The sequence below is a fragment of the Ruegeria sp. YTSC192 genome (genome assembly GCF_059609705.1).
In genome coordinates, this window is record NZ_JBXWMG010000003.1 from 209,260 (window position 1) to 225,697 (window position 16,438).

Genomic DNA, 16,438 nt, shown 5'->3' on the forward strand with positions numbered 1-16,438 from the left:
CGCCACCTCTTCATCTTTTTGAAAATACTCCCGCCGGAGGCAAGGCCAGCCTCAGCTGGCCTTTTTCATCCCCATCACTCGGGCCCGCGCGCGTGGATCACTGTCGAACAAAGCCGCCAACTGTTCGGTCATGGCACCAGCCAGCTGTTCCACATCGGTGATCGTGACCGCACGATCATAATACCGGGTCACGTCATGCCCGATCCCGATGGCCAGTAGTTCCACCATCTTGCGCTTTTCGACCATGGCGATCACGTCGCGCAGGTGTTTCTCCAGATAGTTCGCCGGGTTCACGCTCAGCGTGGAATCATCGACCGGAGCGCCATCCGAAATCACCATCAGGATCTTACGCTGTTCGCGCCGCGCCAGCATCCTGCGATGGGCCCATTCCAGCGCCTCACCGTCGATGTTTTCTTTCAACAGCCCTTCTTTCATCATCAGGCCCAGATTGGGCCGCGCCCGCCGCCATGGGGCATCCGCGCCCTTGTAGATGATATGACGCAGGTCGTTCAGACGTCCGGGTTGCTGCGGGCGACCCGCATTCAACCATGCTTCACGCGCCTGACCGCCTTTCCAGGCGCGGGTCGTAAAGCCAAGGATTTCGACCTTCACATTGCAACGCTCCAGCGTCCGGGCCAGAACATCCGCGCAGATCGCCGCAATCGAAATCGGGCGCCCCCGCATCGATCCCGAGTTGTCCAGAAGCAGAGTCACCACGGTATCGCGGAATTCAGTATCTTTTTCGACCTTGAAGCTTAGCGGCGTGGTCGGGTTCGCCACCACGCGCGCCAGACGACCGGCATCGAGGATACCTTCCTCGCGATCAAACTCCCACGATCGGTTCTGTTGCGCCTGCAAGCGACGCTGCAACTTGTTGGCCAAGCGGCTGACCGCACCCTTCAATGGCTCAAGCTGCTGATCCAGATAAGCGCGCAAGCGCTCCAATTCAGCAGGTTCTGCCAAATCTTCCGCGGCGATTTCCTCGTCATGGGTGTTCAGATAGACTTGGTACTCCGGATCAGCCTCGGACGCAGGCGGAGGGGCAGGCGGCTCCAGCGGGGCCTCCCCCTCGGGCATCTCGGCCTCATCGCCCATCTCATCCTCGGCCATCTCGTCCATCGAGACCTGAGCCTGCGATTGATCCTGCTGTTCTTCCTGCGATTGCTCGGGCGTGGCGTCAGGATCCTGTTCCTCCTGATCATCCTGCCCGGTGCTGTCGGGATCGGGCTGCTCCTCGGCGTTTTCCTCGGCCTGATCTTCCTGTTCTTCGTCCAGCTCATCAGGGTCATCGCCCAGTTGGTCGCCGTATCCCAGATCCTTGATCACCTGACGGGTAAACTTGGCAAATTCTGCCTGATCCGAGAGGATTTCTTCGAGCTTCTCAAGCGTGCCACCGGCCTGTTCCTCGATATAGCCACGCCAAAGGTTCATGACATTCTCGGCCGCCTGCGGCAGATCACGCCCCGTGGCCAGATGCCGGATCAGATAGCCCGCAGCAACGGACAAAGGCGCATCGGCTGGCTGCTTGCACTGGTCATAGCCGCGCCGCAGGGCCTCGTGACTGATCTTGACATCAATGTTTGAGGCCGTGCCGGGCATATCCCGCGCGCCCATTGCCTCGCACCGTGCGGTTTCCATCGCTTCATAGAGGTCCCGCGCCATATCTCCGGGCGGGGCATAGCGCATATGGGTCGCGTCATCGTGGTAGCGGCGCTGCAAGGCCAAGGCATCGGCAGTTCCGCGCGCCAGCAAAACCTCTTCGCGCGTCATCCGGCGCGACACCTGAGGCAACCGCATAGCCTCGCCCGAAAGGCCCGAGGGATCGACGGTATAGCTTACCGAAAGCTCGGGATCATCGGCCATGACCTTGGTGGCCTCGGCCAGAGCCTTCTTGAACGGATCAGCAGGGTTGTCGTTCTTTTGTGCCATGTCCCCAAGCCTTTCACATTGCCGTCCCGATTTCCACCAAACAGGGAATCGGATCCGCCTTCATCTGGCTAAAAATACCTCCGCCGGAGGCATTGCGCCCGAAACCGGGCGCAATTCGGCGTCAGCCCAAGCTCACGCTCGCTGCGCTTTCCGGCAGTTCTTCGTCAAAGCAGCGCTGATAGAACTCCGCCACGGTCTGGCGCTCAAGCTCATCGCACTTGTTCAAGAAGGACAGGCGGAACGCATAACCCACGTCGCGGAAGATCTCGGCGTTTTGCGCCCAGTTGATCACGGTCCGGGGGCTCATCACGGTGGACAGGTCGCCGTTCATGAAAGCGGTCCGGGTCAGATCGGCCACGGTGACCATCTGGCTGACGGTCTTGCGGCCTTCAGCTGTGTTGTACAGCGGTGCTTTCGACAGCACGATCATCGTCTCGGCATCGTGACTGAGGTAGTTCAGCGTCGATACCAGCGACCAGCGGTCCATCTGCGCCTGGTTGATCTGCTGCGTGCCGTGATAGAGGCCGGTCGTATCGCCCAGACCCACGGTGTTTGCCGTGGCGAACAGGCGGAAATTCGGGTTCGGAGTGATAATCTCGTTCTGGTCCAGCAGGGTCAGCTTGCCGTCATGCTCCAGCACACGCTGGATCACGAACATCACGTCTGCGCGGCCCGCGTCGTATTCATCAAATACGATGGCAACGGGGTTGCGCAGGGCCCAGGGCAGGATGCCTTCGTGGAATTCGGTGACCTGCTTGCCGTCGCGCAGCTTGATCGCATCCTTGCCGATCAAGTCGATCCGGCTGATGTGGCTGTCCAGGTTCACACGCACGGCGGGCCAGTTCAGGCGGGCGGCAACCTGTTCGATATGGGTCGATTTACCCGTGCCGTGATAGCCTTGGATCATCACGCGCCGGTTATGCGTAAACCCTGCCAAAATCGCCAGAGTCGTCTCAGGATCGAACTTGTAAGTAGGATCGATCGCAGGCACGCGGTCGCTGTGTTCCGCAAAACCTTTGACGGCCATGTCGGTATCAATGCCGAACACGTCACGGACCGAGATCTCTTCGGTGGGTTTTGCGTTGATATCAATTGATCCGTCAGCCATGCGCTTCGTCCTTATCCTTTCGCCCGTCTCGCCGGGTTTGAACCTGTGTTTGGTGCAACATATTCCGACCAAGGGCAAGGGAAAGAGATGCCCGCGTCAGGCTGAGCGGATGTTTCTTTCAAACTGGCCTTACAGCGACAGTTGCAGTTTGCCAGCCTTGAATTCTCCAGTGACCAAAGCACTGCCCAACATGTCGGAATAGTCGTCGCTCCAGTCCCTGTAGCGGTCATTGGTCAGGATGCGCGCATTGTGATCTTTGGCTGCACGCAGAATCAACGGATCGGCAGGCGTGCCCTTGGGGGCGATCAGAATATGGTCGACCGGCAGGTTGAGGAGTTTTGCAAAAGCCCGATCATTCAGATATCTGCCTGCAAGCTTGTACCCTGCGTTCGCATCAAAAACGACGGCGGGTTTCAGCCCCTGCGCCTGAACCGCCGCAAGTGCCTCGCGCAGGGTCTCGATACGTGGCTCGCCTCCGTTCCAGAACATCACGTTCGACCCATCCAGCACGATCCAGTTCCGGGCCTCTTTCCGGCGTTGAAGCCACGCCTTCAACAGCACAATGGCACTGGATATCAGGCATAACAGGGCCAGAAACAGCCAGTCCGACTGCAATGCAAATGTCGTCAGAAGGCAGGCGAAAGAAATCAGTGTCAGAAAAAGTGGGACCCGCAAGAAATTACCTCAAGGAATGACCGATAGAAATTTCTTGTGACTATCGGCCATATCCCCGTATTTCGCCAGCTTGATATTCAGGGCGGAAGCGGGGCAAAGGATCACTTGAAGTTCCGGCTGTCCTTGATCTGATCCCAGGCCCAGACGACCTCTTGCAGCTGCTCTTCTTGCGAGCGGTCGCCGCCGTTCATATCCGGGTGCAGGACCTTGATCAGTTTCTTGTAAGCCTTGCGAACCTCGGCCTTGGACCAGCTGTCATTGGCTTCGAGGATTTCGATGGCCCGGCGTTCAGTGGGGGGCAGACGGCGGCCACCACCGCCCGAGGTGCGGCCCTTGTTCTGGGTGCTGTTTGCCCCCAGAACCTGATGCGGGTCCTCGATGCCCAGACGCGCCCAGGCGCGGGCTTCGGGGTCGCCCATGGGCTTGGTTTCACGCTCCCAGACCTTGTCCTTGGTGCGTTGCGCGTTCAGTTCGGCCTCGGTCGTGCCGTCGAAGAAGTTCCACTTCTGATTGTACTCGCGCACATGCTGCTGGCAGAACCAGAAAAAGTCATCCAAAACGTCCGGAGCCTTGGGCGCGCGGTACTTGCCCGCTTCTTCACAGCCCGGATGGTCGCAGATTCGCACTGAGGTTTCAGATGCGCCCGACATACCCCGACGCCCGCGCGGGTTCTTTTTCTTGGCGCTGGAGACGGACATATCGAATCCGAAAGGGTCTGATTTCGTCATGCTGTGATCCTTAAGAACGCATCTTCTCGACTCGGAGGCAGCAGTTTAGTCTAAGCAGCCGAAAGTAGAAGAGGGGAGCGGCAAATTTTTTGCCGATGAGCATAAATATGACCGTGAAAGAAGAAATCCAAACCCGGCTGCAAGCCGCCTTTGATCCGCGTGAACTTGAGGTGGTCGACGACAGCGAAAGCCACCGGGGCCATGCCGGATTTCAGGAAGGCGGCGAGAGCCATTTCAACGTCCGTATCCGTTCTTCCGCGTTCGAAGGTCAATCCCGCGTTGCCCGCCACCGCGCGGTTCACAAGGCGCTGGGCGACGTGGTGCCGCGCATCCATGCGCTGGCGCTGGATATTGGGGTTTGAAACAGTCTTTTGACAGGCTGGTATGGGCGCAAGCGTATCTGTTCTCCAAATCCTGAAAACATGTTACCCTGATTGCAGTTTATTGGGCGCGGATGAAGGTTTCCGGGCTGCGCCATGAATTGTTTTCAGGGGTTGTGTATGCCCAAATTTGACAAGACCTCCAAATTCGGAGTCGATGGAAAACAGAAATATATGGACGACCGGCACCCCGTCCTGAACGAGGATGGGTCAGGCGTTCGTAAATGCCAGTGCTGTGACAGCTGGCTTGCGCATTGGCAGAACAACTCAAAATCCAGCCGGGCGAAATGCGTTTATCTCGGGTGCAGTGCCAGTGCGGTTCACGGTGCGCACATCAAGTTCTATGAAATAGACAAAGGCCGGAAATTTCCGAAATCCTGGCTGATCCCACTTTGCGCCAAGCACAACAATCCCAATCACAAGAATCCGTTCTATATTAGCGTCAGATGCGAGTTGGTTGCCGAGAAGGCACAAAGAAAATGTGGCAAGACCGAAAAGACATCGAACCGGAATAATAACTTTGAAATCAAAGTTATAAAGAAAGCGCCCAAGCCAAAATGCAAATGCAAAGATGCTTTGGAACATTATCGGATCAATACCAATTCCAAACGCGAACGGTGTGCCATTACCCCGTGTGGGAAGCCAGCAAAAGAGGCGTATCTGGTGAAATCCGTTGACGGGCGAACCGACAAAAAGCTCTGGCTGGCACCGATCTGTTCAAAACATGCGTCTGCCAAAGAACCCATGTTCATCGAAAGCTTGGCCTCGCTGGTGTTGCCGGACAGGTGCAACGCCAAATAGCCACGCCAGCGTAGCGGACAGGGATACCCGATCCCGGCCCTCATGGTGCACCGATCAATCCGAGGGTTTGGACGTTTCGACATCCTGTTCCGGTTTCAAGGTAAGCGGTGGCTCATTTGCGTCTTCTGCAATCGCCTCCGGGGCCTTCACGTCTTGCGGTCCCGGAATGGGTTGAGCCTGCGCCACATCCTCATCCATTGGGGCCGCGGGGGCCGCTGCCTCAGTGGCCTCGGCCTCAATCACCCGACGAAACACCAGCACATTGCGCCAGTTCGTGGTCGATCCGGTCAGGCCCGAGCGTTCCTCGCTGGGCAGCAACTCGGCGCGCTGGTATTCCCATCCCTGTTGGCCCATCTCGTTCAGCACCTGCTCGACCGAGGTGGCAAAGCGGCCCTCGGGCGTTTTGACGCCTTTGGCCTTCGCGCCCTTTTGCGGGGCCGGGATGACTTTGTATTCGTAGCGCGGCATCGACTGTTCCCTTGTACCTTTGACCGTCAACTTATCACGCAGGTCGCCGGGTGAAAGAGACGTTACGCACGTGGCGCAAATCAGCCGGTCTTCTGCGCCGCCTTGGCCACAACCGACAAGCACAGTTCAGTCGCCAGCGCCATGTCCTGGACCGAGATCCATTCCAGAGGCCCGTGAATGCACTGCATGCCGGTGAACAGGTTGGGGCAGGGCGTGCCGAACTCGGTCAGGCGCGACCCGTCGGTGCCGCCGCGGATCGGAACGGAGACGGGTTCGATCCCAAGTTCGCAGCAGGCCTCATGCGCCAGCTCGACCGGTGTCATGTCCTGTTCCAGCCAATAGCGCATGTTGCGGTATTGGTGGCTGATCTCGCAGGTGATGGTCGCGCGCGGTTCGGTCGCCTGCACGGCCGCGCAGACCTGACGCACGATGTCGCGTTGGGCCTCAAGCCCCTCCATCTCGAAATCCCGCAGGATCAACTTGATTTCCATCTCGGACGAGCCGCCATTCATGTCGGTGACATGAATGAACCCTTCGCGCCCGTCGGTGACCTCGGGGGTAAGTGTGGCCTGCGGCAGAGTCTGTACGATCTTTGCGGCCAGATGGGTGGCATTGACCATCTTTTCCTTGGCTAAACCGGGATGGATCGACACGCCGGTGATCTTGATCACCGCGCGGTCGGCCGAGAAGCTTTCATATTCGATCTCGCCCACTTCCTGCCCGTCCAGTGTATAGGCGAAATCAGCCTTGAGGTCCTTGGGCAGTTGCTCGGTCACGCCGCGCCCGATTTCTTCGTCCGGGGTGAAGGCAATGCGGATGGGCCCGTGTGGAATGTCTGGATTTTCGATCAGGTGCCGCGCCATGGTCATCAGGATCGACACGCCAGCCTTGTCATCGGCCCCCAACAGGGTGGTGCCTGAAGCGGTGATCAGATCATGGCCAATCTTTTCGGCCAGATAGGGATTTTCGTCCGGGGACAGAACCAGATCGGGATCGTCGGGAAAGGTGATCTCACCGCCGTTATAGCCTTTGATGACGCGCGGTTTAACGCCGGTTGCGTTGAATTGCGGGGCGGTGTCGACATGGGCGAGGAACCCCACGGTCGGCCCGTCAGTGGTGCCGGGAATGGTCGCCACAACGACGCTGTCGCCGGTCATCTCGACATCCTGCGCGCCGATCTCGGTCAGTTCCTGCTGCAACAGGTTCAGCATGTCGAACTGAATGGGCGTACTGGGGGTCGAAGGCGATGTCTCGTCGCTTTGGCTGTCGATGGCCGCGTAGCGCATCAGCCGGTCTTCAAGTTCCTGATCGAATTCTCTGGTCATGGCAGCTCTCCTGCGCGGAAGAAAGGGCACAAAAGAAAACGGAGTCAAGCGGATGGCCTGACTCCGTCGCATAACTTTGAAAACGGGCTTACGAACCCAGCTTTTGGGCGACCAGCTCGTTGACGGCCTTGGGGTTGGCTTTGCCGCCGGTGGCTTTCATTACTTGACCGACAAACCAGCCTGCCAGCTTGGGGTTCACCTTGGCCTTTTCAACCTGCGCCGGGTTGGCGGCGATGATCTCGTCCAGGGCGGCCTCGATGGCGCCGGTGTCGGTGACCTGCTTCATGCCACGCTCTTCAACGATCTGCGCCGGGTCACCGCCTTCGGTGTAGACGATCTCGAACAGGTCCTTGGCAATCTTGCCCGAGATGGCATCCGAGGCGATCAGATCGATGATGCCAGCCAACTGCGCGGGCGAAACCGGCGAGTCGGTGATGTCATGATCTTCTTTCTTCAGGCGGCCAAACAGTTCGTTGATGACCCAGTTGGCGGCCAGTTTACCATTGCGGCCTTTTGCGACCTCTTCGAAATAGGCGGCGCTCTCGACTTCGGCGGTCAGGACTGAGGCGTCATAGTCCGTCAGGCCAAACTCGCTGATAAAACGTGCCTTTTTGGCGTCGGGCAGTTCGGGCAGTTTGGACGCGATGTCATCGACCCATGCCTGTTCTATCTCCAAGGGCAGCAGGTCAGGGTCCGGGAAATAGCGGTAATCATGCGCTTCTTCCTTGGACCGCATCGAACGTGTCTCGCCCTTGTCTGGATCGTATAGGCGGGTTTCCTGATCGACCTTGCCACCACCTTCGACGATGGCGATTTGACGGCGGGCCTCGACCTCAATCGCCTGCTGGATAAACCGCATCGAGTTCATGTTCTTGATCTCGCAGCGCGTGCCCAGATGCGAGAAGTCCTGCGTTTCCTGATACTTCTCATACGCGCCCGGCAAACAGATCGAGACGTTCACGTCCGCCCGCAAGTTGCCGTTCTGCATATTGCCGTCACAGGTCCCCAGATAGCGCAGAATCTGGCGCAGCTTGGCGACATACGCGGCGGCCTCTTCGGGGCCACGGATGTCGGGGCGGCTGACGATCTCCATCAGGCAGACGCCCGTCCGATTCAGGTCGACGAAGGACATGTTCGGGTCCATGTCGTGGATCGATTTGCCGGCATCCTGTTCCATGTGGATGCGTTCGATGCGCACCATGCGCGCCGTGCCATCGCCCATCTCAACCAGCACTTCACCTTCGCCCACAATGGGGTGGTACAGCTGGGAAATTTGGTAGCCCTGCGGCAGGTCGGGGTAGAAATAGTTTTTGCGGTCAAAGGCCGATTTCAGGTTGATATCCGCCTTCAGGCCCAGACCGGTGCGCACGGCCTGTTCCACGCAATATTCGTTGATCACCGGCAGCATGCCAGGCATCGCCGCATCCACGAAGGCCACGTTCGAGTTCGGCTCGGCCCCGAATTGGGTCGAGGCGCCCGAGAACAACTTGGCATTGGACGAGACCTGAGCGTGAACCTCCATCCCGATCACCAGTTCCCAATCGTGCTTGGCCCCGGCAATGGTTTTGGGTTTGGGCATTTCGTATGTCAGGTCGAGCATGGCGCGCCTCTAATTTCCGCAGAAGTCTAAGCTTGCGTATTAGGCCCGGCGCGCCAAAGGGGCAAGGGGTTAGTTCCCTGTAACCTGCAACCCAGTCGGCGTGAAGGTCACGCTTTGGCCATTGCGCAGTTCGTCGCGCAATTGATCGGCGATCGCACGCAGGGCATCCCGGCGGCCACGGGCGGCGAAGCGCTCGGTCGAGTTGATGCTCAGGCTGTTGCTGAACCCGTTCGCCGCATGGGCCCAGATCAGGGGATGCAGCTCGGTCAGGTGATCGCGGATCAACCAGTTTGCGGCCTCGCAAATCTGTTTGCGGGCGATGTCGACCTTTGGGCTGCGACCCATCCCGTTTTGCAACGTGACCGAGCAATAGGCCGCCAGCATGTTGATCGTCTGCTGGTCGGGGCGGCGCTCAACGATGTCATGTAGACCTTCCAGAAAATACTCGACATCCACCCGCGCGCAGGCTTCGTCATCCAGTGCGATGGCGTCGAACTGGACCCAGGTATAGCCGCCAGCACCCCATGTTTTCTGAGTGCGCGCGGCGTTGCGCAGGGCCTGAATCTCTAGCTGGTCATAGGTCCCGAACCAGCGTGGTAGCAAGTGGCTGCCCATGGCGCGCATATGGCGATGGTTCTGCGGGTCCAGCGTGATCAGCGCCTCGTATTTGTCCGCCACGCGGGTGCGTGGGCTGACATGGCCCGCCAGTAGGGCGCAATCCGCAGCGGCAATCGCTGGGCTATTCGGCATGTCAGAGCGGCAATCCTTCAACAAGGCGGCTGCGCGGTCGAAATGCGCGGCGCAACGGGATTGATGCAGCGCGGGCAGATTTTTAGGGTCTGCTGTCCCACGCCATGCCCAGGCCAGATCAATATGCGCCAACGCGACCACAAGGGCGATCATCGGGTCATCGGGGTGATTCTGAAACTCAACTTCCAGTTCAGAGATGCCCGCCAGAAAGTCATAGTCTGAAAGGGATCTGCCGTCCGATAGGGCGTGTTCCGCGGCCAACACAACATCCGAACGGGCCCCGAAACCCAACAGATCGGCAACCGGTTGCCCGCAGGGGGTCGTTTCGCGCGCCTCGTCCGCTTTGCGCATCTCTTGCGACAGCTCGGCCCACATGTCCTGACGCGCCAGATGGCGACCGCGTTCAACTATCTGATGTCCAGCGGTATCATCGGTTTCCGCAACAGGGATATTCAACTGCCCCGAGGCGACAAGCCACGCCGTTGCATCCGCGACGGACGCAGGCAAAGGCGTTGAGGTAGGATTAGAAGAGCCGAAAAGACGGGCGGCGACCGCCCTGAAAGACCGAAACATGGCAAAACTCAAACTGGAACAAACGTGTAACCCACCCAGTTTGCCAAAAACTGTGTGCAATTCAAGGAGTCGCTTCGCCTGCCGGTGTTTGGCGTGGTCAATAGGTGGAAATCCTGCGCACTGTTTCAAAATACCGTGAAATGATGGCGTTCAACGGCAAATCCCGCCTGCTGAAGCACGGTTTCGAAATGTTTGTGTGGGGGCAGCGACTCATCCGGCAGGCGGAGTCGCTTGTCCGTTTTCAACACCGCCGAGACGCGAACCGAGAAATCCCAGCGGGTGTCAAATCTAAATCGGTCAACCTCGGTCAGGTCCAGTTCACCGCTACGCTGGCCGGTGAACCAGCGCAGTTTTTCAGCGGTTAGTTCGACCCCGGCGCTGGTGTCCTTTACGATATCCCAAACCGCAGGCAGTGTCGCCAGCGCCAGCAACGCCATCAACCACCAGGCCGCATTCAGGAATAGGATTAACCCGATCAGCACTGCGTAGATACAAATCAGCAAGACCACCACACGCGGGTTCCGGTTCTGCCGGGTGAAACGGAACGGGGTCATGCGCCGAGGATGCGTGAGACCATCTCGGTCGTGTCGCGCGATAGCTCGGGTGTGTCGGCGATCCGGCGCAGTTGCGCGCGCATCAGCGCCTGCCGATCGGTGTCATAACGTTTCCATGTCTGGAATGCCGAACACATGCGCGCCGTGGTTTGCGGGTTCACCGGGTCCAGCCGGATCAACCAATCGGCAAGCAGGGTATAGCCCGTTCCGTCGGCCTGATGAAAGCCTGCGTGGTTCATGGCCAGTGATCCCATCAGGGCGCGGAATCGGTTGGGGTTTTTCCAATTGAAATCAGGATGCTCGGTCAGCGCTTGCGCGACCTCGACTGTTCTCGGAGGGGCAGCCATCGAGACCTGCAGGCCAAACCATTTGTCGACCACCAGCCGGTCATGCTGCCACTGGTCATAGAAGGCGCTCAGTTCCGCCTCACCTTTGCCCGCACGCAGCAGGCAGGACAGGGCGGTCAGTTGCAGGGTCATATTGTCGGCAGTTTGATACGCGTCTGCAGCCTTGCTGCCGCCGTCCAAGCGCGAGGTGAGAGCAAGCGCCGCTCCGCCCAATGCACGTTTGCCCGATTGCGCTGCATCCGGTTGATAGGGGGCGTCCACCAGCGTTTCGCTGTGCAGTTTCGGTAGAAGGTCCTGAATATGTTGGGCCGCGGCCTGACGGAGAGTCTCAACCGTAGTCCAGATGGCCATCGGGTCGGGCGTGACGCCTTTGTCATACAGGGCGGCGGCCAGTTCGGATTGGGTCGGAAGGCCCAACATCAAGGCCCGATAGGCCGGGTCCAGTGTTTCATCGCGCAGCACGGCCAACAGGCCATCCAGATAGTCGGAATCCGGCGTCGCCTCATCGGTGATCATGCGCAGCAGAGTGTCCTCGGCCAGCGAGCGCCCCGCTTGCCAGCGGTTGAACGGATCGGTGTCATGGGCCAGCAGAAAGGCCCGCTCGGCATTCGACGTGTCATGTTCAAGGATCACAGGGGCCGAGAAATCGCGCAGGATCGAGGGCACGGGTTTGGCTGCAAGCCCGGTGAAGGAAAAGCTCTGCTCGGCCTCGGTCAACTCCAGCACTTGGGTCGCATGAACCTCGTCGCCGTTCGGGCCCAGCAAGCCGACAGCGACGGGAATGACCTGAGGCTGCTTATCCTCTTGTCCCGGCGTTGGTTCGGTGCGTTGGCTTAGCGTCAGCGTGTAGGTGCCATCCGCCCATTCCTCTGCCACGGAAACGCGCGGGGTGCCGGACTGGCTGTACCAGCGTTTGAACTGGCTCAGATCGCGGCCTGTTGTGTCCTCGAAGACTTGCAGCCAATCCTCGATCGTGCAGGCCTGCCCGTCATGGCGGTCAAAATAGAGATCCAGCGCCTTGCCATAAGCCTCATCCCCGACCAGACGTTTCAACATGCCAATGACCTCGGCACCTTTCTCATAGACGGTCGAGGTGTAGAAGTTGTTGATTTCCTGAAAACTCTCGGGCCGAACCGGGTGTGATAACGGGCCATTGTCCTCAGGGAACTGCCGAGCGCGCAGGTCGATGGCGTCGTGGATGCGCTTGACCGGGGCCGAGCGCATGTCCGAAGTGAACTGCGCGTCGCGGAAAACGGTCAGCCCCTCTTTGAGGCACAGCTGAAACCAGTCGCGGCAGGTGATGCGGTTGCCGGTCCAGTTGTGGAAATACTCATGCGCGATGATCGCCTCGATCCGTTCGAAGTTCACATCGGTCGAGGTTTCGGGGCTGGCCAGAACGGCGGAAGAGTTGAAGATGTTCAGCCCTTTATTCTCCATCGCGCCCATGTTGAAATCGTCCACGGCCACGATATTGAACACGTCCAGATCGTATTCGCGGCCATAGACGTCCTCGTCCCATTTCATGGACTTCTTCAGCGCATCCATCCCGAAGGCACATTTGCCTTCATCACCGGGGCGAACCCAGAGGTTCAGTTCGACATCGCGACCGGACATGGTAGTGAACTGGCCCGGATGCGCGATGAGGTCTCCGGCGACCAGAGCGAACAGATAGGCGGGTTTAGGCCATGGGTCCGTCCATTCGGCCCAGCCTTCGCCTTTGCCCGACGGGTTGCCGTTGGACAGCAGCACCGGAAGGTCGCCATTGATACGCACCGTGAAGGTCGACATCACGTCGGGGCGGTCCGGGTAGTAGGTGATCTTGCGGAACCCTTCAGCCTCGCATTGGGTGCAATACATGCCGTTCGACATATACAGCCCTTCCAGCGCGGTGTTGTTGCCGGGGTCGATCTCGACTTCGGCCTCCCAGATAAAGGGGGCGTCGGGGGCGGCAACCGTCAGCCCTTCGGGTGTCAGGTCGGGCGACACCTCAGTACCGTCGATGGAGGCGCGGATCAGCTTCAGTTGCTCGCCATGCAGGAAAAAGGTGCGATCCGTGGCTTCAGGATTCGGACGAAATGCGATGCGCGATGTGACGCGCGTGGCATTTGCTGCCAGATCAAAGGTCAGATGCAAATTGTCCACCAGAAACCCGAACGGGGTGTAGTCTTTCAGATAGATCGTGGTGGGGGCGGCATCGCGCATCGGTGGCCTCGTATCGCTTGGTTCGGGGGCGACGTTATGGGCATCGCCGCGGGGCTGCAAGCCACGCCGATTGGACCTGATCGATCTTCTTGCAGTTTTTGAAACAGCCTTCGGAAAATTGGACTATCTGAAACCGGGGTGAAAAAGTTGCCTATCGGAAACTTTCGGCCTAAGTGGTTGCTGCATACAACGGCACACAAGGCGGAGAGACGGATTATGAACGGTAGAGACGCACGCAGCGGGTTGCAGGTGGCCAGCGAGCTTACGGATTTCATAGAAAACCGGGCGTTGCCGGGCACTGGCGTTCAGGCGGAGGCGTTCTGGGACGGTCTGGCCCGGATGATCCGCGAACTTGGGCCGAAGAACCGGGCTCTGCTGGCCAAACGCGCTGATATTCAAAGCCGCATTGATAGCTGGCACCTTGATCGGACGGGACAGCCCGAGGACCCCGCTGCCTATCAGGCGTTTCTGCGCGAAATTGGCTACCTTGTCGCGGAAGGGCCGGATTTCGCCATTGAGACGGTCAATGTCGATCCCGAAATCGCCCTGATCCCCGGCCCTCAGCTGGTTGTGCCGATCACCAATGCGCGCTTTGCACTGAATGCTGCCAATGCCCGTTGGGGCAGCTTGTATGATGCGCTTTACGGCACGGATGTATTGGGCGATCTGCCTGCAGGCGGAGGTTACGATGCCGCACGCGGCGCGCGCGTGATTGCGTGGGCCAAGGCGTTTCTGGATGATGCTGTTCCATTGGCCAGCGGATCCTGGGCGGACGTCACGAAGCTGAGTGTTGAGGCTGGTGCTTTGGTTCCTGCGCTGGCGGATGCTGCAAGCTTTGTTGGCTATGGCGGCGCTGCTGAAAAGCCCGAGTTCATCCTGTTGAAAAACAACGGTCTTCACATTCAGATCATGATCGACCCGATCAGCGCGATTGGCGCTGCTGATCCGGCCAACATCTCGGACCTGCGGCTCGAGTCCGCGTTGTCGACGATCATGGATTGTGAGGATTCCGTGGCCTGCGTGGACGCCGCCGACAAGGTTGTTGCCTATGGCAATTGGCTGGGCCTGATGAAAGGCGACTTGACCGAAGAGGTCAGCAAATCTGGCAAGACATTTACCCGCCGGTTGTCGGCTGATCTGGACTTCACGGACGTGACCGGTGCCGAAGCACGTCTGAAGGGCCGCTCGCTGATGCTGGTGCGCAACGTGGGTCATCTGATGACCAACCCGGCCGTGCTGGATGCCGAGGGCAACGAGATCGGCGAGGGCCTCATGGATGCGCTCTGCACCGCGTTGATCGCCATGCATGATCTGGCGCGCGACGGTGGCAATTCGGTCACGGGGTCGGTCTATGTGGTGAAACCCAAAATGCATGGCCCGGAAGAGGTCGCGTTCTCGGTCGAGATTTTCGACATGGTCGAAGATATCCTTGGCCTGCCGCGCAACACTGTGAAGCTGGGTATCATGGATGAGGAACGCCGCACTTCGGCCAACCTTAAGGAGTGTATCCGCGCCGCGAAATCGCGCGTGGCCTTCATCAACACCGGCTTCCTTGACCGGACCGGGGATGAGATTCACACCTCGATGGAAGCAGGCCCGATGTTGCCGAAGGGCGACATCAAGAACACGCCATGGATCGCGTCCTACGAGGATCGCAATGTCGATATCGGTCTGGCCTGTGGTCTCAAAGGCAAGGCACAGATCGGCAAAGGCATGTGGGCCATGCCCGACCGCATGGGCGATATGCTGGAGGCCAAGATCGGCCATCCGCAATCCGGGGCCACCTGCGCATGGGTTCCCTCTCCAACCGCTGCAACGCTGCACGCCACGCATTACCACAAGGTCGACGTTCTGGCCCGTCAGGATGAGTTGGCCGCCGGTGGCGCGCGCGGCACGTTGGAGGACCTGCTGACCGTGCCCTTGTTGGGTGGACGCAACCTCAGCGATGAAGAGATCACCCGTGAGGTCGAGAACAACGCACAAGGTATTCTGGGCTACGTCGTGCGTTGGGTCGATCAGGGTGTTGGATGCTCGAAAGTGCCGGACCTGAACGACATTGGCCTGATGGAAGATCGTGCGACCTGCCGGATTTCCAGCCAGGCGCTGGCCAACTGGTTACACCACGGCGTCGTCAGCGAAGAACAGGTGATGGCGGCGATGCAGAAGATGGCAGCCGTTGTGGATCGTCAGAACGAAAGTGACGCTGCCTATCATCCGATGGCACCCGGTTTTGACGGCATTGCCTTTCAGGCGGCCTGCGATTTGGTGTTCAAGGGTCGTGTGCAACCGTCTGGCTATACTGAGCCGGTTCTGCATGCCCGCCGTTTGGAGTTGAAAGCCAGCTTGGGTTAAGTGGATAGGACGGGACCAAGGGGGCTGTCTGCCCCCATCGCGCCAGAGGCGCGACTCCTCCGAGGATATTTTTGGCCAGATGAAAGGGATCAGCGATGGCAATTTCCTTGCGCAAGGCGCGCACCATCATTCGTAAGACACTGGAAGAGGGGCGCCGGTTGGAATTGAAACCGCTTTCGGTTGTGGTTCTGGATGCAGGGGGTCATGTCATCGCATTCGAGCGCGAAGATGGCGCAGCCCCCGGTCGTTTTGGAATTGCACAGGGCAAGGCCTATGGCTCAGTCATGTTGGGCATGGCCGGAACGGCCCAGATGCAACGGGCCGAGGCGCAGGCCTATTTCATGGCGGCCGTGAACGGCGTCTATGGCGGGCAGGTTGTTCCGGTGCCGGGTGGTGTACTGTTGCGCGACAAGAAAGGCGCCGTGATTGGCGCCGTTGGCGTGACCGGCGACACCTCGGACAATGACGTGCTTGCCGCGATGGCTGGGATCGAAGGCGCGGGCCTTGTTGGCGAAAGCTGATTTCTTTGAAGATGGGGGGAGCCTGCGTAGGCTCTCTCTGCGACATGGAGCTTTTGTGTTGCACGTTTAACGGGCAATAGGCGCTGGTTTTTGGACAGTGTTCCAGCCGTTGATCCGGTGTGCGG

The 16,438-nt window shown here is 59.1% G+C and carries 14 protein-coding genes; 4 read left to right on the top strand and 10 right to left on the bottom strand.

What is annotated here, in order from left to right; translation table 11 throughout:
- Positions 1-51 precede the first annotated feature (51 nt).
- The 4 genes from cobT to AC2FD8_RS06565 form a co-directional block, all read right to left on the bottom strand.
- On the bottom strand, positions 52-1,929 hold the full coding sequence (gene cobT, locus AC2FD8_RS06550) for a cobaltochelatase subunit CobT (RefSeq protein ID WP_496854662.1): 1,878 nt from the start codon (positions 1,927-1,929) through the stop codon (positions 52-54).
- A 121-nt stretch (positions 1,930-2,050) separates the two neighbouring features.
- Positions 2,051-3,037 (bottom strand): cobaltochelatase subunit CobS, encoded by a 987-nt coding sequence (gene cobS, locus AC2FD8_RS06555; protein WP_496854664.1) that lies wholly within the window; start codon positions 3,035-3,037, stop codon positions 2,051-2,053.
- 129 nt (positions 3,038-3,166) lie between these two features.
- Positions 3,167-3,712, bottom strand: a complete 546-nt coding sequence (locus AC2FD8_RS06560) for an NYN domain-containing protein (protein ID WP_496854666.1) — start codon at positions 3,710-3,712, stop codon at positions 3,167-3,169.
- A gap of 101 nt (positions 3,713-3,813) precedes the next feature.
- Positions 3,814-4,440 carry a J domain-containing protein gene (locus AC2FD8_RS06565; RefSeq protein WP_480674475.1) on the bottom strand — a complete coding sequence of 209 codons (627 nt, stop codon included), beginning with the start codon at positions 4,438-4,440 and terminating at the stop codon, positions 3,814-3,816.
- Between the two features lie 107 nt (positions 4,441-4,547).
- On the opposite strand from AC2FD8_RS06565, the gene AC2FD8_RS06570 reads away from it, so the two are divergent.
- Positions 4,548-4,802, top strand: coding sequence for a BolA family protein (locus AC2FD8_RS06570; RefSeq protein WP_496854668.1), 255 nt, complete (start codon positions 4,548-4,550; stop codon positions 4,800-4,802).
- A 138-nt stretch (positions 4,803-4,940) separates the two neighbouring features.
- Positions 4,941-5,621, top strand: a complete 681-nt coding sequence (locus AC2FD8_RS06575) for a hypothetical protein (protein ID WP_496854670.1) — start codon at positions 4,941-4,943, stop codon at positions 5,619-5,621.
- 54 nt (positions 5,622-5,675) lie between these two features.
- On the opposite strand, the gene AC2FD8_RS06580 is transcribed toward AC2FD8_RS06575, so the two are convergent.
- From AC2FD8_RS06580 to pepN, 6 genes are all read right to left on the bottom strand, one after another.
- Positions 5,676-6,089, bottom strand: coding sequence for a DUF4177 domain-containing protein (locus AC2FD8_RS06580; RefSeq protein WP_496854672.1), 414 nt, complete (start codon positions 6,087-6,089; stop codon positions 5,676-5,678).
- Positions 6,090-6,169: 80 nt separating this feature from the next.
- Positions 6,170-7,414, bottom strand: a complete 1,245-nt coding sequence (gene pepT / locus AC2FD8_RS06585; RefSeq protein ID WP_496854674.1) for a peptidase T — start codon at positions 7,412-7,414, stop codon at positions 6,170-6,172.
- An 88-nt stretch (positions 7,415-7,502) separates the two neighbouring features.
- The gene (gatB, locus tag AC2FD8_RS06590) at positions 7,503-9,014 is read right to left on the bottom strand and encodes an Asp-tRNA(Asn)/Glu-tRNA(Gln) amidotransferase subunit GatB (protein ID WP_496854676.1); all 1,512 of its coding nucleotides are present in this window, start codon (positions 9,012-9,014) and stop codon (positions 7,503-7,505) included.
- Positions 9,015-9,083: 69 nt separating this feature from the next.
- Positions 9,084-10,337: a hypothetical protein gene (locus tag AC2FD8_RS06595; protein ID WP_496874290.1), complete on the bottom strand. Its 1,254-nt coding sequence runs from the start codon at positions 10,335-10,337 to the stop codon at positions 9,084-9,086.
- Between the two features lie 125 nt (positions 10,338-10,462).
- Positions 10,463-10,891, bottom strand: a complete 429-nt coding sequence (locus AC2FD8_RS06600; RefSeq protein WP_496854678.1) for a hypothetical protein — start codon at positions 10,889-10,891, stop codon at positions 10,463-10,465.
- Entirely contained in the window at positions 10,888-13,440 is a 2,553-nt protein-coding gene (gene pepN, locus AC2FD8_RS06605) for an aminopeptidase N (RefSeq protein ID WP_496854680.1), read from the bottom strand. Before pepN ends, AC2FD8_RS06600 begins: the two co-directional genes overlap by 4 nt.
- A gap of 216 nt (positions 13,441-13,656) precedes the next feature.
- On the opposite strand from pepN, the gene AC2FD8_RS06610 reads away from it, so the two are divergent.
- Positions 13,657-15,792 (top strand): malate synthase G, encoded by a 2,136-nt coding sequence (locus tag AC2FD8_RS06610; protein ID WP_496854682.1) that lies wholly within the window; start codon positions 13,657-13,659, stop codon positions 15,790-15,792.
- Between the two features lie 95 nt (positions 15,793-15,887).
- Positions 15,888-16,313 carry a GlcG/HbpS family heme-binding protein gene (locus tag AC2FD8_RS06615; protein ID WP_496854684.1) on the top strand — a complete coding sequence of 142 codons (426 nt, stop codon included), beginning with the start codon at positions 15,888-15,890 and terminating at the stop codon, positions 16,311-16,313.
- The last annotated feature ends 125 nt before the right edge of the window (positions 16,314-16,438 follow it).